The sequence below is a fragment of the Myroides sp. A21 genome, assembly GCF_000807225.1.
Taxonomy (GTDB): Bacteria; Bacteroidota; Bacteroidia; order Flavobacteriales; family Flavobacteriaceae; genus Flavobacterium; species Flavobacterium odoratimimum.
Map to the genome: position 1 here is coordinate 4,001,171 of NZ_CP010327.1, position 19,696 is coordinate 4,020,866.

The 19,696-nt window shown below is 34.6% G+C and carries 14 protein-coding genes; 3 read left to right on the forward strand and 11 right to left on the reverse strand.

Annotated elements, in window-relative coordinates; genetic code table 11:
* Positions 1 to 103 precede the first annotated feature (103 nt).
* Complete coding sequence (locus MYRA21_RS17935; RefSeq protein WP_006264158.1) at positions 104 to 1,582, reverse strand: catalase; 1,479 nt, start codon at positions 1,580 to 1,582, stop codon at positions 104 to 106.
* A 329-nt stretch (positions 1,583 to 1,911) separates the two neighbouring features.
* Here MYRA21_RS17935 and MYRA21_RS17940 point away from each other — a divergent pair, with 329 nt between their 5' ends.
* Positions 1,912 to 2,673 carry a hypothetical protein gene (locus tag MYRA21_RS17940; RefSeq protein ID WP_006261688.1) on the forward strand — a complete coding sequence of 254 codons (762 nt, stop codon included), beginning with the start codon at positions 1,912 to 1,914 and terminating at the stop codon, positions 2,671 to 2,673.
* Positions 2,674 to 2,675: 2 nt separating this feature from the next.
* Here the strand turns inward: MYRA21_RS17940 and MYRA21_RS17945 are convergent, their stop codons facing one another.
* From MYRA21_RS17945 to MYRA21_RS17990, 10 genes are all read right to left on the reverse strand, one after another.
* The gene (locus MYRA21_RS17945; protein ID WP_039330188.1) at positions 2,676 to 4,688 is read right to left on the reverse strand and encodes a sensor histidine kinase; all 2,013 of its coding nucleotides are present in this window, start codon (positions 4,686 to 4,688) and stop codon (positions 2,676 to 2,678) included.
* 105 nt (positions 4,689 to 4,793) lie between these two features.
* Entirely contained in the window at positions 4,794 to 6,101 is a 1,308-nt protein-coding gene (locus tag MYRA21_RS17950) for a deoxyribodipyrimidine photo-lyase (protein ID WP_039330190.1), read from the reverse strand.
* 119 nt (positions 6,102 to 6,220) lie between these two features.
* The gene (locus MYRA21_RS17955) at positions 6,221 to 7,651 is read right to left on the reverse strand and encodes an anion permease (protein WP_006258443.1); all 1,431 of its coding nucleotides are present in this window, start codon (positions 7,649 to 7,651) and stop codon (positions 6,221 to 6,223) included.
* Positions 7,652 to 7,675: 24 nt separating this feature from the next.
* The gene (locus MYRA21_RS17960) at positions 7,676 to 8,878 is read right to left on the reverse strand and encodes a porin (protein ID WP_039330193.1); all 1,203 of its coding nucleotides are present in this window, start codon (positions 8,876 to 8,878) and stop codon (positions 7,676 to 7,678) included.
* An 18-nt stretch (positions 8,879 to 8,896) separates the two neighbouring features.
* Entirely contained in the window at positions 8,897 to 9,649 is a 753-nt protein-coding gene (locus tag MYRA21_RS17965) for a succinate dehydrogenase/fumarate reductase iron-sulfur subunit (RefSeq protein ID WP_006258445.1), read from the reverse strand.
* Between the two features lie 12 nt (positions 9,650 to 9,661).
* Positions 9,662 to 11,581, reverse strand: coding sequence for a fumarate reductase/succinate dehydrogenase flavoprotein subunit (locus MYRA21_RS17970; RefSeq protein ID WP_006258446.1), 1,920 nt, complete (start codon positions 11,579 to 11,581; stop codon positions 9,662 to 9,664).
* Between the two features lie 2 nt (positions 11,582 to 11,583).
* Complete coding sequence (locus MYRA21_RS17975; protein ID WP_006258447.1) at positions 11,584 to 12,243, reverse strand: succinate dehydrogenase cytochrome b subunit; 660 nt, start codon at positions 12,241 to 12,243, stop codon at positions 11,584 to 11,586.
* 1,661 nt (positions 12,244 to 13,904) lie between these two features.
* Positions 13,905 to 14,342 carry a GNAT family N-acetyltransferase gene (locus MYRA21_RS17980; RefSeq protein ID WP_039330195.1) on the reverse strand — a complete coding sequence of 146 codons (438 nt, stop codon included), beginning with the start codon at positions 14,340 to 14,342 and terminating at the stop codon, positions 13,905 to 13,907.
* A gap of 52 nt (positions 14,343 to 14,394) precedes the next feature.
* The gene (gene mdtD / locus MYRA21_RS17985; protein ID WP_039330196.1) at positions 14,395 to 15,816 is read right to left on the reverse strand and encodes a multidrug transporter subunit MdtD; all 1,422 of its coding nucleotides are present in this window, start codon (positions 15,814 to 15,816) and stop codon (positions 14,395 to 14,397) included.
* Between the two features lie 312 nt (positions 15,817 to 16,128).
* Entirely contained in the window at positions 16,129 to 16,710 is a 582-nt protein-coding gene (locus MYRA21_RS17990; protein ID WP_006258450.1) for an aminodeoxychorismate/anthranilate synthase component II, read from the reverse strand.
* Between the two features lie 40 nt (positions 16,711 to 16,750).
* Here MYRA21_RS17990 and MYRA21_RS17995 point away from each other — a divergent pair, with 40 nt between their 5' ends.
* Both MYRA21_RS17995 and MYRA21_RS18000 read left to right on the forward strand, forming a co-directional pair.
* Entirely contained in the window at positions 16,751 to 17,719 is a 969-nt protein-coding gene (locus MYRA21_RS17995; protein ID WP_006258451.1) for an aminodeoxychorismate synthase component I, read from the forward strand.
* 269 nt (positions 17,720 to 17,988) lie between these two features.
* Positions 17,989 to 19,680: an acyl-CoA synthetase gene (locus MYRA21_RS18000; RefSeq protein WP_039330198.1), complete on the forward strand. Its 1,692-nt coding sequence runs from the start codon at positions 17,989 to 17,991 to the stop codon at positions 19,678 to 19,680.
* The last annotated feature ends 16 nt before the right edge of the window (positions 19,681 to 19,696 follow it).

Consider the following 19,696-nt stretch of genomic DNA (forward strand, 5'->3'; position numbering starts at 1 on the left):
AATAAGTATAATAATCTAGAATACAACTTCTGACATGGTTATGAAAAAAAAGATCCCAAATGCAAGAAGCAAAATGGGATCTTTTAAAATATATAGATAACTATTATGAATTCATGTGTTTACTGATGTCGAAGTTCAGTCCTTGTGCAATTCTAGTACCTAATTCAACATTAGCTCTAAACCAGTGACATAGCTGTCTTCCGATAATCTCATCACGCTTAGGTCCGTCTACACCACCCATTGCTGCAACGATATTAGCAACAGTATTCGTTTTCTCTTCTGCAGTCATAATCTCGTATAGTTTTCCTGGCTGACTGAAGTGATCATTCTCTCCTTCACCATTTCTATCATATCTATCAGCCACAACACTATGCAACTCTTGAGCTGGTTCTTTATAACTTTGATCTACTGTAATATTATCAAAGCTATTTGGGAAGTAGTTAGGTGCGTCATCACCATTACCATCTACTCTCATATAGCCATCTCTCTGATAGTTATTAGTCATAAATGGACAACGGTTCACTGGGATTTGCTCATAGTTAGTACCCAATCTATAACGTTGTGCATCTGGATAAGATAAAATACGACCTTGTAACATCTTATCTGGAGAGAATCCAATACCATCTACAATATGTGTTGGCGCAAAAGCTGCTTGCTCTACATCTTGGAAGTAGTTTTTAGGCATTCTGTTTAATTCAAGTACCCCTACATCGATTAGTGGATAATCACCATGTGGCCATACTTTTGTTACATCAAATGGATTAACAACTGCTTCTTTGGCTTGTTGTTCAGTCATCACTTGAATTTTTAGATTCCATTTAGGGAAATTACCATTAGAGATATTTTCATATAGATCTCGTTGTGCATAGTCCATATCAGTCGCTCTCATTTGGTCTGCTTCTGGCCCTGTAAGGTTTTTAATTCCTTGAGCTGTTTTAAAGTGGAACTTCACGAATACTCTTTCATTCTCGCTATTAATCATAGAGAAGGTATGGCTACCATATCCATTCATATGTCTAAATCCAAATGGAGTACCTCTATCAGACATCAAGATCAATACTTGGTGTAAACTCTCAGGGTTTAATGACCAGAAATCCCATACCATAGTAGGTGATTTTAGGTTAGTACCTGGGTGTCTTTTTTGAGTATGGATAAAGTCAGGGAATTTCTTAGCATCTTTAATAAAGAATACTGGTGTATTATTACCTACTAAATCCCAGTTACCATCTTCTGTATAGAACTTCACTGCAAAACCACGTGGATCACGCTCTGAATCAGCAGACCCTTTCTCTCCCCCTACAGTAGAGAATCTAACAAAAACGTCTGTTTGTTTTCCTACTTCACTAAATAATTTAGCTTTAGTATATTTCGTGATATCATTTGTTACTGTAAATGTTCCATAAGCTCCTGAACCTTTTGCATGTACAATACGCTCTGGAATACGCTCTCTATTAAAGTGAGCTAACTTCTCATGTAAAATATAATCTTCTAGTAATACAGGACCTCTAGCACCTGCTGTTAATGAATCCTCATGATCTACATAAGGTCTACCTGAAGCTGTTGTCAATTTCTGTTCTTTCATAATTATTATTTTTGTCGTTTATCTCTCTTTTTCTTTTACAAACTTACAGCTATAATCCACTGATAACTAGATTTTAGCATACTTTGAATCAATATATGTATTGATAAAATCTATCACTATTAAAAAACATATAACTCTTTTCAATACCTATGTTTATTTAGTGCACTCAAATTTTAAGCCATTTCTATATCTAAAAATACGTTTTTTTTAGCTTATTAACTTTATTCTCTGATTATAAAATAGTTAATAATAATTTCAATTAAAATATATTTATCTCTGTAAATGCAGTATCTTTCTAACTCTTAGCAAATGGTAATTTTCAACACACAATGAATACAGCAGAATTTAGCTTTATATGTTTTGATCAATTAAATTCAGTTCAGAAAGATAACTTAGTACAAAAAATTAAAGAACTAAGTAACTTACCACAATACTTACAGGCAGACAGTGGCAAAGTAAAATATTGGAATTCTATTTTTAAAGTATTTTCTAGTCAGCAATTTATAGTACTAGAGAATAATAACCTTGTTGCAACTATACATTGTGTGCCTTTACATTTAACTAAAACAGAGTTCGCTAAACTCTCAGATGGAGGGTGGAGATGGGCATTAGAGAAATCATTTGCCGACCATGAACGTATCCTAAAACCAAATACTCTGTGTTGCTTATCTATTTTTACGAATAAGTCTTATTCTGAAAATGAAGTACACCAATATGTAATAAACAACCTAAAGCTTTATGCTACTCAAGAAGAATATCAAAACATTATCTGTCCCATAAGACCTAAGATGAAACAACATTATCCCTTACAAGATATAATGAATTATTCTCAATGGATTAATAATTCGGGATTACCATACGATATTGAAATTAGAAAACACGTAATCAATGGAGCTATTATTCAAGGTGTCTGCACTACCTCATTCTACGTCGAAGGTACTATTCTTCAATGGGAAAAATGGACTGGGTATACTTTTCAGTCTTCTGGAGAATACATTTTACCTATGGGATTAACTACGCTTAGAGTAAACGTTGAGCTTAACAAAGGATATTATACAGAACCTAATATCTGGATGATATACAAGTTATAGATTTACCTATTTTGAATAGAAAAAGAGATAGAAGTACCCATTCCTTTTTTACTCTTTACAATGAGTTTTGAATTCACTCCTCGAAGTCGTTCTTCCATATTTTTAATTCCCAATCCTCGCTTAACCGATTTGAGATTAAATCCTTTACCATTATCAATAACTTCAATTCGAAAATATTGATCTGATAGATATTCTATTACCAATTTACATTTTTTAGCTACGGCATACTTCTGTACATTTTGAAGTGCCTCTTGAAGAACTCTATAGATATTCACTTTTACCTTATGGTTTAACTTTTCTAGCTCTACCCTAGAATCTATTTCAATACTAAAAACTGTACTGACATTTCTATTCTGTAAATAAACTAGCTCTTCTAAAAGCTGTCCAAAATTACTAACTAAAAACTTCTCTTCATTATACAGCGCATGAGAACTATTTCTAATAAAACGCTCTACCTCTTGTACTTCCTTAACTAAAGATTCTTTGACAAACTCTAGATTATCACTTTCTAATTGAAGAAGAGAAAATCGAGTAACAAATAACTTGTTCAATACTCCGTCGTGTAATTCTTTTGCAAACTTCTTACGTTCGAGTTCTTGCGCTCTTGTTATACTATTCTGAATATGGATAATAGAATCATAATACTTTTCTGTATCCTTTTGATACATTTGCACCAGAGCTATTTCCCTTGCCTTATTTCTATAAAAAATAACACATAGTATTCCAATAAAACTAAAAATAAGTGCTATACTCGCATAAGTAATGAGATTATTCTGATCTTTTAAAATCTGATTAGATCGAATAAGCGAATCTGATTCATATTTTAGTCTAGCGAACTTACTTCTTACAGCATTGATATCCTTATTTATCAATTCATTAATCTGCTTATAATGATAAAAGTTAGATTTAGAGTCAATCTTATCATACATCATAAGTAATTCGATTGCCTTTTTCTGTATTCTTAGATCATCATATTGAGTAGCAGAGGAAAGGACCTCTTCTAATAATTTAACCCCATTTACAAGCTCTCCTCTTTCTAACTGATATTCAGCATATAGTATTTTATTCAGATTATAAGCATGATAGTTACCTATAGTTAGACTATGATCCATCGCTTCCACGATATAACTTATTACAGAATCATAGTTTTTATTCTTTAGCTGAAGTGATGCATTCGTATGCAGGAGCATAGAATAAAAAGACTCTTTATCCTTATTCTCCAATTGTTCTAAATACCTAAAAGCTTCTTGAATCGCTTCTTCTGCTTCGTTATACTCTCCTTTCTCTATATAAGCTCGAGACAGATTATTTTTAATAGAAATCTTATTCATCAATATCTGCTCCCTTGAATAGAAGTTTTTAAGTACTTCTAAGTCTAAATATGCTTCAGCTTTTTTTAGCATAGTGATAGCCTCATCATTTTTTTCTAAGCCCAACTCTATCACTCCTAGTACAAAGGCTTGACTGTACAACGTATGTTTCGATACATTATATCCATTTAATGACATAGCTTGTAACAGCTGTATTTGGGCCTCTAAAAAAACACCTCTACTTGCTAATAATATACTGAAGTACAAATACGTTTTTTGAAGATCTTCAACGTTCTTTATTCCCTTATAATACTGAACAGATTTATTGTAGTAATAATAACTACTATCCGAAATAGCAGTGTATTGGTAATATTCACCTAGATCAAAATAAGTGTTCGCTAGTGATGCACTATCCTTATTCTTTAAAGCACTGACATACTCATAGGTTAACTTATTTTTTTCATTATAAGCATCCTCTTTATTCGCTAGATTATTTTGTTTATAATAATATGCATTACCTAATAACAGTAGACGTTTAGCCAAGCGACTTGTTTCTACATAATGAATAGAATCACTATTCTCTTCTTTGTCTATTAAATCTAGTTCTTGTGTCTGTTTTTGTACATCTAATTGCCTCTCCTTACTTTTAGTACAACTAAGAAAAAAGGGGATTAATAAGCAATATAAAATGTATTTTTTAAACATTATACTTCTTGATTCTAAGAAAAGTTAAATGTATGAAAAATTACGCTATCTCACCTATATCACCAACCTTTTTATTAATATTTTACACAATACGACCAAAATACATTAATATTCTCTCAATCCCTCCTTAAATACTTCTAAAGCTCTTTCTCTAGCAAACTTATGCTCAACTATTGGCTGTCTATAATAGAGTTCTCTCCACTCAGGAACCCATTTATCCATATAGCTTCCGTCTTTATCGAACTTTTTTGCTTGCTCTGTAGGGTTAAATATTCTAAAGTAGGGTGCCGCATCACAGCCACAGCCAGCTACCCATTGCCAATTCCCATTATTAGAAGCTAAGTCGTAATCTAGTAACTGTTGAGCGAAATATGCCTCTCCCCAACGCCAGTCGATCAATAAATGTTTTACTAAAAAGCTAGCAACTACCATACGCACTCTATTATGCATAAACCCTGTAGCATTTAACTCTCTCATTCCAGCATCTACTAACGGATATCCCGTATTACCTTCACACCATGCCAAGAAGTCTGCCTCATTATTGCGATATTTTATACCCTCATATTTAGACTTAAAACAATGCTTTTCTACTGCAGGGTATAAATACATGATCTGACTAAAGAACTCTCTCCAAATCAACTCTGATAGCCATACATCGTTTTCTTTTAAAGCAATACGTACACATTTCCTAATAGATACTGTACCGAAGCGCAATGCTGTACCCAATAGACTAGTCCCTTTTATACTTGGATAGTCTCTATACTGATCATACCTCGAGACGATAGCTAGATCTACTTCATTGGTTATCTTCCTGTTTTCAGAAGGACGATACCCTAGCTGTTCTAAAGATAGAATATCACTTTGAAAACGATGAAACAATACCTTTTCTAAGGCTACGGTATAATCAAACAAATGATTTTCTGTCAATAATGATCTCCATTTTTTAGCATAAGGAGTATATACTTGATACGCTGTGCCATCTTGTTTTAAGATTTCACCTCCTCTAAAAATAACGTGATCTTTATATTGATAAAAAAGGATATTCTTTTGTTGAAGAAAAGAAGCTACCTCTTGATCTCTTTGAATAGCCTGAGGCTCATAATCTTCATTGCTATAAACAGCCTTTATTAAATAGTTATCTGCTAATTGTTCGAATGCCTCAGATACTGTACTGTGATAACATTGAACGCTTGAATTATACTTCTTCAGCTCGTCATTTATCTTCCCGACCTGCTCGTGAATATACTGCACACGCCTATCCTCTACATTGCTAAACTGCTCTAAAATATCTTTATCAAAGATAAATAGAGGTAGAATAGGGTATCCACTCTCTGCTGCATGATAAAAGGCGACATTGTCTTCTAATCTTAAATCACGTCTAAACCAAACTACTACTACTTCTGCTTTTCTCATCGTTTTCTTATTTATCCCCAGATTACCTTCGTATTATCAAAAAAGGGCTAAGCATTCTTTTATTCCCGAAAGATATAAAAGAATACTTAGCCCTACATAATCAAATTATAAACTACTTATTAAAAAGCTCCTATTAAACTCATCCAACTCGTACCTACTACTAAATAAATAGCAAGTAACATTACTCCGATGATTAGACCATAAGTCCACCACGACTTTAACTCTACATATCCACTTCCGAAGAATACTGGTGCAGGACCATGTCCATAGTGTGTTAATGTTCCGTAGATAGATCCCATAAAACCTAACATCATCGCTAATAATACAGGTGGTACTCCTAACGAGACTCCTACTCCTAATAAAGCAGCATACATAGCAGCTACGTGAGCAGTCGCACTCGCGAAGATGTAGTGGCTAAAGAAGTAAACAATCACAATAATAGGGAAAGCATAATGCCAATCCATATCACCCATTTTACCTTTTACTAAATCACTGAACCATCCGATGAAACCTAATTTATTCAATGAACTCGCCATCATCACTAATACAGCGAACCATACAATAGTATCCCAAGCTCCTTTTTCTGCCTTTACATCGTCCCATGTCAACACAGAAGTCAACAGTAAGATCGCTAAACCAATAAACGCAGTAGTAGTCGCATCGATACTAAATAAGTCTCCAGTAATCCAAAGTGCTAACAGAATAACGAAAGTCATTAACATCAAGATCTCTGATATAGATAGCTTCCCCATTTCTCTTAATTTTTCAGCAGCCACCTTAGGTGCATCCCCTGTTTTCTTAAGTTCTGGTGGGAAGATTTTATACAATACTATCGGAGTCAAAATAAAAGCAACTAACCCAGGTACAAAACCTGCAGCCGCCCATGACATCCATGAAATATTAATTCCCATATCAGCAGCGAACTTCTGACACATCGGGTTACTCGCTGTACCTGTTAAGAACATAGACGATGCAATCAAGTTCATATAATAACAGTTCAGTGTCAAGAAAGAACCTAACTTCTTATGTGTTTCTGGTTTAGTCGCATCAGAACCGAAGTTCATAGCCATAGACTTCATAATAGGGTAGATGATTCCTCCTCCACGAGCAGTATTACTAGGAATAGCAGGTGCTAATACTAAGTCTGCTAAGCCTAGTCCATACGCTAATCCCAATGTACTTTTTCCAAAAGCGCGAATAAATAAAAACGCTATTCTATTTCCTAATCCTGTTTTGATAAAACCTCTTGCAATAAAGAAAGAGATACCGATTAACCAAATTACTTTATCTCCAAAACCACTTAAACTCAGTGCTATTGACTTACCTGGATCTCCAGGTGCTAACAATTGAAAGAATGCTGTTAGACCTACTGCTAACATACACATTGTTCCCATCGGTGCGGCTTTTAGGATAATACCTAAAATGGTACTTACGAATATGGCAAATAAATGCCAGGCATCTGGAGTTACTCCTTCTGGAATTGGACAAAACCATAGTGCAATCCCGATTACAGCTGTAATCGCAAGATTCTTAAGATTTACTTCTTTCATCACTTATACGTCTTTGTGGTACAATTAGAATCTACATTGCAATTGGATAAATGCTAGATTAGAATTATAAGTTTTCGAATCTTTTATATTTTCTTTAAAGTTGTCTATTTGCATCCCCAGTTGGATTCTTGCTCCATAATTTTTAAGGAACTCTAAACTAAACATAGGTGTCAATGTCTGACGTGCATTAGAGTTTAACTGTGACTCCGCATCTAGATACTCATATCGACATGCGAACTCGATAGCTTGGAAGTGCTTTTTACCTACTTCATATCGAATGTTTGGTAGCACATAGAAACTCTTCATCACATAATCATCTAACTTACCTAAGCGCTTATCAGCTGCCAGCTTAAAGAACGCATCGTGATTAGTCCCTTGCTTAGCCTCTGTTTGAAAATCAAAACACCAACGATCACCGATAGGAAACTTAGCTGCTGCCTCTACTCCTACTGCATATACGTTTTCTTTTTGCACCTCACCTATACCTCCACTAATACCTACATTAAAATCATGCTTCTTATTCAGGTTAAATAAAAGTCTACTTGAGTAATGCTTACCATCATCACTATCCGTCTTATTCTTTCCATTACCATTCGTCACAGAGAACCCGTAACTCATTGGCACCTTCCCTAAGTCTACGCTACCTGTAATAGCAGCACCTACCTGGAAGCTCATCCATCCGTTATTACCGAATAGATAATAAGAGTTAGAATAATCTATGGACTTAACGATATCTACTGCATACGTCTCTTCTAATCCGAATAGAGGTCTAAACTGTCCTACTGTAATCTGAAAGTAACGGTTAACCGTATACTTAGCATACGCATTTTCTAAAACACGTGTACTTACGTCTTTATTCTTAAAGTCCGCAAAATTAACAAGAGCTGTTACTTCTAAGTTTTCAGTAATCTTCGCATTCATAGAAACACGCATTCTCTTGATATCAAAAGAATTGTTAGCATAACTTGTCTTTTCTGGCGTTTCTGAGTGATGTAGTCCATCTATATCCACACCTTTTTTAAAGTTATCTAAGTATCGAGTCTGGAATACTCCTCCTACTTTAAACTTAGGATATTTCTGCGGTTCAGGATTGATAATAACCTTTTCTTCGAAGACTTGGATTGTATCTGTCTTGACTTCTTGAGCGAATGAAATAGCGGAGCAGCATAATCCTGCTCCTACTATTATTTTAAATTTTAAGCTATTATAGAGTGTGAGAGTGCTCATAGGCTTATTTTTTATTTGTTATTTCTTAAACTTTAAAAAGCTAGCACGATTGTACTCATAGTTCATACGTGCAATGTTTAGTACAGAAATACCTTGTGGGCATTCTACTTCACACGCTTCTGTGTTAGAACAGTGTCCGAAATCTTCTGCATCCATCTGCGAGATCATTCTCAACGCTCTTTCTTTACGCTCTTCTTGAGATTGAGGTAACAGGGCTAATTGAGTAATCTTAGCTGATGTGAATAGGGCAGCACTACCATTCTTACAAGTAGCCACACATGCTCCACATCCGATACACGCCGCAGAGTCAAAAGCTGATTCTGCTGTCTCATGTGACACAGGGATTGTATTAGCCTCCGGAGCCTGTCCTGTATTTACAGATACATATCCTCCAGCAGAGATAATACGGTCAAAAGCACTTCTGTCCACTTTTAGGTCCTTCTTCACTGGGAATCCCTTTGCTCTAAAAGGCTCTATTAATACCGTCTCACCATCTCTGAACTCACGCATGTGTAACTGGCATGTCGTTGTATTCTCTAATGGTCCATGAGGGTTTCCATTGATTACTACACCACATTGTCCACAGATACCTTCTCTACAGTCATGGTCGAACTCTACTGGTTCTTCTTTATTTACAATTAATTGTTCGTTTAATGTATCCAACATCTCCAAGAAAGACATATGCGGATTTACATTTTCTAACGTATAATCAACAAGTTTTCCTTGTGTTTTACGATTTTTTTGTCTCCAAATTTTTAAATGCAGTTTCATAGACTTTTTTAATTATTTATAACTACGGATAGTTGGTTGTACGAATTCGAATTTTAACTCCTCTTTATTCAAGATAGGCTCTTTATCTAATGACCCTGGCCACTCCCATGCAGAGATGTATTGGAACTCAGCGTCATTACGCTCAGCTTCCCCTTCCTCTGTCTGGTACTCTTCTCTAAAGTGTGCTCCACAAGACTCGTTTCTAGTCAATGCATCATAACACATTAACACACCGATCTCTAGATAATCTGCTACACGTCCTGCTTTTTCTAATTCAGCATTCATGGTATCATTCTCTCCTGGAACATGAACGTTTTTATAAAATTCATCTCTTAACTTTTTAATCTCTTCGATTGCATAAGTTAACCCTTCAGCTGTTCTAGCTAGACCACAATAATCATATAATAACTTACCTAATTTTTTGTGGTAGTAGTCCACTGACTTATCCCCTTTTATATTTAATAATTGGTCTATTTTTTCTTTATTCTCAGTCACCACTTTGTCGAACTCTGGATGATCTGTAGAGATCTTACCTACTCTAATCTGATCTGCTAGATAGTTTGCGATCGTATAAGGTGCGATAAAGTATCCATCTACAGAAGCCTGAAGCAATGAGTTCGCTCCTAATCTATTCGCTCCGTGATCAGCGAAGTTCGCTTCTCCTAATGCAAATAATCCAGGAATAGTAGTCATTAACTCATAATCTACCCATAGTCCTCCCATAGAGAAGTGAGCAGCAGGAGATATCTTCATTGGTTCTTTATACGCATTGATACCTGTGATCTTCTCATACATACGGAATAAGTTTCCGTACTTCTCAGCAATTTTTGGTTGTCCTTGTTCTTTGATTGCTTTAGAGAAATCTAAGTATACCGCATTCTTTAATGGTCCTACACCATGTCCAGCATCGATACGCTCCTTAGCTGCACGAGATGAGATATCACGAGGTGCTAAGTTACCGAATGCAGGATAACGACGCTCTAAGTAGTAATCTCTTTCATCCTCTGGGATATCATTTGCCTCTCTTGTATCATCTGCTTTTTTAGGTACCCATATACGTCCATCATTACGCAGTGATTCTGACATTAATGTTAGTTTAGATTGGTAATCTCCAGACTGAGGCAATGAAGTTGGGTGAATCTGAGTCCAGCTAGGAGAAGCGAAATACGCTCCTTTTTTATGTGCTCTCCAGATAGCAGATCCATTACATCCCATCGCTAAAGTAGATAGGTAATAAATCTTACCGAAACCTCCTGTTGCTAATACTACAGCATGTGCTGAGTGTTTCTCTATCTCACCAGTCTCTAAGTTACGCACTACTACACCTCTTGCTTTACCATCGATCACCACGATATCTAGCATCTCATGAGAAGAGTATAGTTGTACTGTTTTCTTATCCACTTGACGCATTAACGCTTGGTAAGTACCTAATAATAACTGTTGTCCCGTTTGACCTCTTGCGTAGAAGGTTCTACTTACCTGTACTCCTCCGAATGATCTATTGTTTAAGTATCCTCCGTATTCTCTACCGAAAGGAACCCCCTGAGCTACCGCTTGGTCGATCAAGTTAAGAGAACATTCTGCTAGACGATATACGTTCGCTTCACGCGCTCTAAAGTCTCCTCCTTTTAATGTATCTACGAACATACGGTACACACTGTCACCGTCGTTTTTATAATTTTTTGCAGCGTTCACCCCACCTTGTGCAGCTACAGAGTGCGCACGACGAGGTGTATCTTGAAAACAAAAAGCTTTTACATTATATCCCATCTCTCCTAGAGAAGCGGCTAATGAACTTCCTGCTAATCCTGTTCCGATAACGATTACATCAAGTTTTTTTCTATTCGCAGGGTTTACCAAACGAGCAGTTTTTTTATAGTTAAACCATTTTTCTTCTAATGGCCCCTGAGGTATTTTTGCATCTAATTTCATAGCTAGTTTTTAAGATTAGTGATGTAAATAAAAATTGGCATTGCAGCAAATCCTACACAAATAATTACTGAATAAGCAACTCCGAAGATATTAACCCAACGTACAAACTTTGGGTGAAATAAACCTAACGTTCTTACTCCACTCGTAATTCCGTGGATCAAGTGATAACACAATGCTACCATCGCGATAACATATACCACTACTAACCACAGCTCTTGGAATGCTGTAACTACTACTGCGTATAAATCTTTGTTTCCATTAGCATCGATGCCTATTTCTCCAAACTTATACACATACCAAAAGTTTTGAAAATGCAGAACAATAAAGATTAAAACTATTGTCCCTAATACTCCCATATTTCTGCTGTACCATTTACTAGCTCTACCTCTATTATCTTTTTTATAAGTACCTCCAGAAGCCTTGTTCTTAGAAGTAATAATTAAAGCATAGATGGCATGTCCTATAATAGAAGCATATAAAACATAAGAAACCATTTTTACCAATGGATTTCCGGTTAGAAAATGCGAGTACGCATTAAAGCTAAGTCTTGCGTGTTCTGGCTCTAAAAATAACTGTGTATTTCCTAAAAAGTGAATTAATAGGAAAAAGCAAAGAAATAATCCTGTCGCGGCCATTACAATCTTGCGTGAGAGTGTGTTCATCTTTGTACTTTGTTTTTAATAATTAATGAATCCTTATTATTGTTACTAAAAGCCTATTTAGAAAATCAGTACTATATTTTACTTCTATTTATTATGGAGTATTTTTTCGTTTTTACTTCTTTTAGATACATACATTCTACAAGAGTAAAATGTCTTGATACACTCAAAAACATCCTATAAACAATTTTATATTCTAATTTCAAATAGACTCTAATCGTTTTCTTTATTTATATGTTAAAAGTATAATTTTAGTGTTATTTCAAAGATGACATATATCAGCCCTCATTTGGTTTTACTCACTACCTATACACATTAACGTACATCAATATAATATTACAATCAATGTGAACTTGTATTTAAAATTATCAAATATTTTTAACATAAATAACGTTCCTTAAAAAAATAATTAGTTATAATAAAGTATATAATCATTATAAATAGCACTAATACTTCTAAAGAATACGCTGCTCTTTTAACAAAAAAAACAAATTCCATACCACAATGCTCTTTTTAACAAATTTAATTAGCACTACAAATAATAATACATCATACTTTTTATGTATTCTTTCAAATAAACACAACTAAATAGTAGTAAAAATCATTATATTCATTTCAGATCCCTAAAAAAGAAATCTATTATATTATTCATAATTTATAAACAGATAAAACCATGAAACCCTCTTATTTACTACATTTAAGTACATATTACATATATTCTAAAAAGTTATATAAACTGACTAAATAACTTTCTATAAAAGTTGTAATAAACCTAAATAAGCCTCATTTCTTCTTCTTTTATACACTAAACTGTATTTTCCTATTAATGGTTCATATTAAGAATTTAGTCTAAAAAGAAGTAATTCCTCTCCCGAAGATTACTTTTTCTACCTATCAAACCCTAAAAAGAGCGATTGCAGAATCCTCAATTTTACACTTCTATTTTTCTCTTTCTTTTAAAAGCTGTCATTAGAAGTGTGTTTAAATCAGAATAGGATAATGTAAGTGTATCAATGGAGCTTCTATTCCTATCTAATTTAGATTGAATCATAACATGGAATACAAGAACAGTAAGTGGAGTATAAAAGCACATTTGTTGGACTAACCCATGCTCTGCTCCACCATTATCGAGGTATTGTCCATGTATTGTCGAAGGATCTTCTTATAACACCTTTAAATACTAGGCTTGAGAGCTATTATAGATAAGTGCTAAAAAGAACATAAAACCAATTAACAAACTTATTATTAACTAGTTAACATAATTTCATATCAAAAAAAACACTCCTTATTTTTTATAAAAACAGCTATATATCCTTTATTTCATCTTTAAAATGAAAAAAAAAGAGTCTAAAAACTATATAATTGGTCTTTTAAGAGGCTATTTTCTACTCAAAAAGAAAAAAATGAGAAGCAATTTTAATAGAATACAAAACTAAAGCACATAAAAAAGCAATAGTAAACCAAAGTCTACTACTGCTTCATAATATATGTTTTCTGACCTATTCCTCTAAGACTGAAGTTCTACTTTAACCTAGATACGAGATAGACATCTAAACGAAAAGTAATTATACAAAATAGCTCTGAATTAGTGCGTAAAGCATACTATAATATGGTTTAAGAATTAATGAAAGAGTTATGAAGTAGAATTACCTTATAGTATTTGGTTAATGCGAATCTGGGTTTAGATACTTAACCAAGTACTTAGGTACATCCTCATACCCCTGTCTGAAATAGAAGCGATGTGCATCTGTCCTTCTACTATGACTGTGTAGTTCTATTCTATCACACCCCCTCCTTTTCGCTAAGGCTGTGACGTGTTCTTCTACTAACCTCCCCACGCCTTTACTCCTGATATCCTGATCTACAGTAAAATAACTTATCCTTGCAAAATCACCTTCTAAGGCTATCTGAGGAATAAAGTGTACTGAGATGAAGGCGATGACATGTCCCTCGTCCTCTACTACTAAGAGCGACTCTCTCTCACAGTTATTCATTTCTGCTATTCTATGAGGTAAAAAACCTAAGGTACTAGGATATCCCATTTGTTCTAAAAGATTAGCAACTACATCAGCATCGTTGATTTCCATCTTTCTTATTTCCATCTCTACTTATTTTAAAGAAAAGTAACTATTTTAAAAAACAGAGACAATGTTTTTATTCTTTTTTATACGTACGTACTCCAGACATACTTGATCCTGCATCTTTACTCAGATTAGTAAATACTAAACTAGACAGTATCGTGATCAATCCCATAACTAAGAAGGTATATCTAAACACACCTATCTTATCACCTGATTCTGCAATCTGACTGTTCTGAAACAACATCAACACCATCGCTGATAAAGATATTCCTAAACTTACTGCTAACTGCTGTGTCACAGATAGCAGACTGTTTCCTTCACTAGACGTATCTTGGTCTAAATCGGCTAAAGAAATGGTATTCATAGAGGTAAACTGTATCGCGTTAAAAGCACCGTTACCGATCATCAGTAAGATAATTACCCAATAAGGTGTAGTAGGCGTTATGAAGAAGAAACAGCTGATTAACAAGCCTGTCAGTACTGTGTTCGTAATCAACGTACTTCTGTATCCAAAACGTCTTACAATAGGTACTACGAAATTACGAGAAACCAAATTAGAAAAGGCTTGTGGTATCATCATCATCCCTGCGTACATCGCTGAGTACCCATATCCTACTTGTAATAATAAAGGGATCATCAATGGCATTCCCCCAATTCCGAAACGTGTAATTAAGTTACCAATCAACCCTAAACGAAGCGTGGTAATCTTAAATAAGCTCAATTTAATCAAAGGTTCTTTTGTCATTCTAGCATAGAATACATAAGCTACTCCCATTAGCATCGCTACAATAAATAGTGTAATTAATTGTACTGATGATATTGTCGGGCTATTCCATTTCTCTATTACTAAAGTTAAGGTAGTCAGTCCTCCACTAAACAACACCCATCCTAGAAGGTCAAAACGCCCTACCGTATTGGTAAAATTAGGGATAATCTTTCTAGCAAAAAGTACTGCTATCACACCTACTGGTACATTGATTAAGAATATCCAATGCCAAGACAACTTCTCTACTAAAAAACCTCCTACTGCAGGTCCTAGCATAGGTCCTATCAATCCTGGTATGGTGATAAAGTTAATCACCTTTAACAACTGGTTTTTAGGATAAGCATAAATTAAAGTTAATCGAGCTACAGGCACCATCATCGCTCCTCCAACAGCCTGAAATATACGTGCTAACACTAACTGATCTAAGGTAGCTGACATAGAACAGAATACAGAACCTAACGTAAATAGTCCTACTGCTAGTATAAAGATCTTCTTCGTACCAAATCGGTCTGCTAGCCATCCACTCAACGGAATCAATAAAGCGACTGTCAATGTATAGGACACGATGATACTCTGCATCCCTAAGGGCGACTCTCCTAAGCTCTTCGCGATAGAGGGTAATCCTGTGTTTAAAATTGTAGCATCTAGTGCTTGCATAAAGATGGCTAGAGCTCCTAGCCATGGCAAATATTTGCGTGTTCTTTCATCTTTTATTACTCCTGCTTGCATTGTATTCTAAATCATTTAGTAATTAATAATTTCTTTTTCACAGTGCAAAATTAGAGTATCTATTCTCATTTATTTAATGAATTAGATAGATATTTTTTATCCTAAATAGGCTTTAAAATGATGAAAAAACAGTAGTTATATCAATTATATAATTCCCTATATCTTTCTTTGTTAATATAGAATTTTTATAGCTATACTATTACTAGATAGATAATTTTTATATTATTTATACTGCAAAATATGATAGATAAACTCTATAATGATTGATAAAAAAATGCTATTACAAGCAAAACACAATAAATAATTTAACCATTATAGGGATAACACCCAATTATTTATGATTTCTCTACCATGAGAAGTAATATATGATTCGGGATGAAACTGTACTCCCTTAATATTATATGTTCTATGGCGAATAGACATGATAACTCCTTCATCACTAAGCGCTACTACCTCTAATTCTTCTGGAAAATCATTAGTCGATAAAGCCCACGAATGATATAACCCTACTGAAACAGGGGTATCTATAGTAGTAAATAAAGTGTCTTCTGTTCTATAATGTAAGGTAGTAGACTGTCCGTGATAGACATAAGACAGATTCTCTAATCTAGCTCCGAAGTACTCTCCGATAGTCTGATGCCCTAGACAAACACCTAAGATCGGTTTGTCTGCTTTATATCTATCTAATATTCGAAACAAGATAGGGTAACTACGAGGGACATCTGGTCCTGGAGATAAAACAAGCATATCAAACTTATGCAAAGATTCTAAAACAACCTCATCATGAGGAATTACTGTAATATTACAATGTTCGTTCTCATCAAAGAGTTGAACCAAATTATAAGTAAACGAGTCATGATTATCTATTATAACAATTTGTTTGATTTCACTCATAAACTATTTTGTACTTTTGAACCTTTAAACTTGATTAAATATGGTGCTCAAAGATACAACTATCTCTCTAATGAACTCATTGGGATCACAGAGAATTCCTTTCCTTTTTATCATTAGCTATGATGGAAAAGACTGTATCATCCACCCCTTAAAAGATATTGATCAAGAAGAAATAAAATATAACTTCAACGGAATAAGCAATACACAACCAAAAGAGCGTATCTCTGATCTAAAAATAGAAGCTACTCCCCTTAGCTTTGAACAATATCAAGAGAAGTTTGATATCGTCAAACAAGAGTTACAGCTAGGAAACACATACCTTATTAACCTCACTGTGGCTACTCCTCTAACTTCTGCGTATACCCTAGAAGATATCTATCATACTACTAAGGCAAAGTATAAACTACTAGTAAAAAATCAGTTCACTTGTTTTTCTCCTGAGATATTCGTTCAGATCAAGGATAATGCGATATACTCCTATCCTATGAAAGGAACTATTAAAGCAGATATTCCCAATGCTAGTGAATTGCTCTTAAAGGATAAAAAAGAGACGGCAGAGCATTATACGATTGTTGATTTAATCCGAAATGATTTAAACATTGTTTCTAAAAAAGTAAGAGTGAACCGATTTAGATATCTAGATCGATTAGAGACTTCTAAAGGACCTATCTTACAAATGAGTTCTGAGATAGCAGGAGAGCTATCTCCTAATTGGCACCATGGAATAGGAACTATATTTAGCAAATTACTACCTGCAGGCTCTATCACTGGGTCTCCTAAAGAAAGTACAGTAAATATCATAGCCAAAGCAGAACAATACGACCGCAATTACTATACTGGAGTATGTGGTATCTATGATGGCGAGAGCATCGATAGTGCTGTGATGATTCGCTTTATAGAGCAACAAACTAATCAACTGGTGTATAAAAGTGGTGGAGGAATCACTTCCTCTAGTGAGGTAGAAAAAGAATACGAAGAGTTACTTCAAAAAATATACATACCTAGTTGATTAATTTCAATTAAAATACAAATCAACTAGTATAAATTCATTTTTATCATTTTTAAAGTGATAAACAACTCTTATTAATAATAGTTAAAAAACAACTCTACTGAGCGAATTTAAATTATTCAATTATCATATTGCACTACTTTTTCTTGCATTTTAGTTAATTAAAATCACTAAAAACAAGCACTTTATCTATTCATAATTGATTATTTTATTTTTATATACATCTTAATTCTGTAAATTACCCCTACCAAAAACTAATTTAATAAAGAATGAAAGATTTGTATAAACAAATCGGTGAATTACTCATCGATCAGAATTACGATGCCTTACATGATCTAAAAATCGAAAAGCCAGAGTACTTTAACTGGGTACAAGAAGTGTATGAAGATATACACGTAAAAGAGACACCTGAGAAGACTGCCCTATTATGGACAGATGGAGAAGTGACTCATCACTACACCTTTCAGACCTTACATGATAGGTATAACCAATTGATTAACTTCTTGCGTTCTAAAGGGATTCAAAAAGATGATGTGATTCTAACACAAATGATGCTACAACGCATTAACTGGGTAACGCATTTAGCTACAATAAAAGCGGGGTATAGATTATCACCTGCTGCAAGTATATTAGGTGTAAAAGATCTAGTATACAGATTCCAAAAGATAGCTCCTAAAGTAATACTAGCTGATAGTGACAATGTAGAAAAGATAGATCAAGCAGAGAAAGAATCTGGTATAGTGATCCCTGTAAAGATTATCGTAGATGGACAAAGAGAAGGTTGGTACCCACTGACTGTACTAGATGAACAGAGCAAAGAGGCAAAAGGTGAAATGACTAAACCTGATGATACCCTATTTATGTTCTTTACCTCTGGTACTACTGGAATGCCTAAGATAGTATGCCATACTCAGTTAAGTCAACCTCTTGGGCACCTTACTACTACCTCTTGGATAGGACTTACTCGCAATGATATTCACTATAATATCTCACAACCTGGGTGGGCTAAATTTGCTTGGAGTAGTCTGTTCGCACCTTGGAATGTGGGCGCTACAATATTTGCTTTTGCTACAAAAGAACGCTTCAATGCTGCTAAAACACTAGAGATGATAGAGAAACACGAGGTGACATCTTTATGTGCTCCTCCTACTGTACTGCGTTTCTTTATACAAGAGGATCTGAAGAAATACAACTTTAGCCTAAAGAAATGTGTAGCAGCTGGTGAACCTCTAAACCCTGAGATCATTGAGGAATGGAAAGAAGGAACTGGGTTAGTCGTTAGAGATGGTTTTGGTCAAACAGAAAGTACTTGTATGATCGCTAACTATCCTAATGCTAAGCTAAAATATGGTTCTATGGGTAAACCTACTTTCTTATACGACATTGTCATTGCAAATGATGATGGAAAAGAAGTAGCGATCAATGAGGAAGGGAATATCTGTGTAAGAACAGGTACAGGACAGCTAAACGGGATATTTAAAGAATACTTATACGACAAAGTAAAACAGAGTGAAGTATTTAAACATGGATTATACTACACAGGCGACAAGGCATATAAAGATGAAGATGGTTATATCTGGTTTATCGGTAGAGATGATGATGTGATCAAAGCTTCTGATTACCGCATCGGCCCATTCGAAGTAGAAAGTGTATTATTAGAACATCATGATGTAGTGGAGTCTGCTGTAGTAGCAAGTCCTCATCCTGTAAAAGGGTTTGAAGTAAAAGCGTTTATTATCTTAAATGACCATACTAAAGCATCTGCAACTTTAGCACAAGAGTTATTTAAATACTCTCGTGAACATCTAGCACCTTATAAGATGCCACGTAAGATAGAGTTTGTGACAGAGCTACCGAAGACCATTAGTGGTAAAATAAAGCGCGTAGAACTAAGAGCATTACAAGCTGAAAGAATTGCTAAAAAACAAGATGTTGAACTAGAGTTTGACTACGTAAAATAAGAAAAGAGAAAAGGGC

Coding starts and splice junctions, on each gene's coding strand:
- MYRA21_RS17945 (WP_039330188.1), bottom strand. CDS start 4,688: ATGTTTAAAAAATACATTTTATATTGCTTATTAATCCCCTTTTTTCTT.
- MYRA21_RS17955 (WP_006258443.1), bottom strand. CDS start 7,651: ATGAAAGAAGTAAATCTTAAGAATCTTGCGATTACAGCTGTAATCGGG.
- MYRA21_RS17975 (WP_006258447.1), bottom strand. CDS start 12,243: ATGAACACACTCTCACGCAAGATTGTAATGGCCGCGACAGGATTATTT.
- MYRA21_RS17965 (WP_006258445.1), bottom strand. CDS start 9,649: ATGAAACTGCATTTAAAAATTTGGAGACAAAAAAATCGTAAAACACAA.
- MYRA21_RS17995 (WP_006258451.1), top strand. CDS start 16,751: ATGGTGCTCAAAGATACAACTATCTCTCTAATGAACTCATTGGGATCA.
- MYRA21_RS17980 (WP_039330195.1), bottom strand. CDS start 14,342: ATGGAAATAAGAAAGATGGAAATCAACGATGCTGATGTAGTTGCTAAT.
- MYRA21_RS17940 (WP_006261688.1), top strand. CDS start 1,912: ATGAATACAGCAGAATTTAGCTTTATATGTTTTGATCAATTAAATTCA.
- MYRA21_RS18000 (WP_039330198.1), top strand. CDS start 17,989: ATGAAAGATTTGTATAAACAAATCGGTGAATTACTCATCGATCAGAAT.
- MYRA21_RS17935 (WP_006264158.1), bottom strand. CDS start 1,582: ATGAAAGAACAGAAATTGACAACAGCTTCAGGTAGACCTTATGTAGAT.
- MYRA21_RS17990 (WP_006258450.1), bottom strand. CDS start 16,710: ATGAGTGAAATCAAACAAATTGTTATAATAGATAATCATGACTCGTTT.
- MYRA21_RS17970 (WP_006258446.1), bottom strand. CDS start 11,581: ATGAAATTAGATGCAAAAATACCTCAGGGGCCATTAGAAGAAAAATGG.
- MYRA21_RS17950 (WP_039330190.1), bottom strand. CDS start 6,101: ATGAGAAAAGCAGAAGTAGTAGTAGTTTGGTTTAGACGTGATTTAAGA.
- mdtD (WP_039330196.1), bottom strand. CDS start 15,816: ATGCAAGCAGGAGTAATAAAAGATGAAAGAACACGCAAATATTTGCCA.
- MYRA21_RS17960 (WP_039330193.1), bottom strand. CDS start 8,878: ATGAGCACTCTCACACTCTATAATAGCTTAAAATTTAAAATAATAGTA.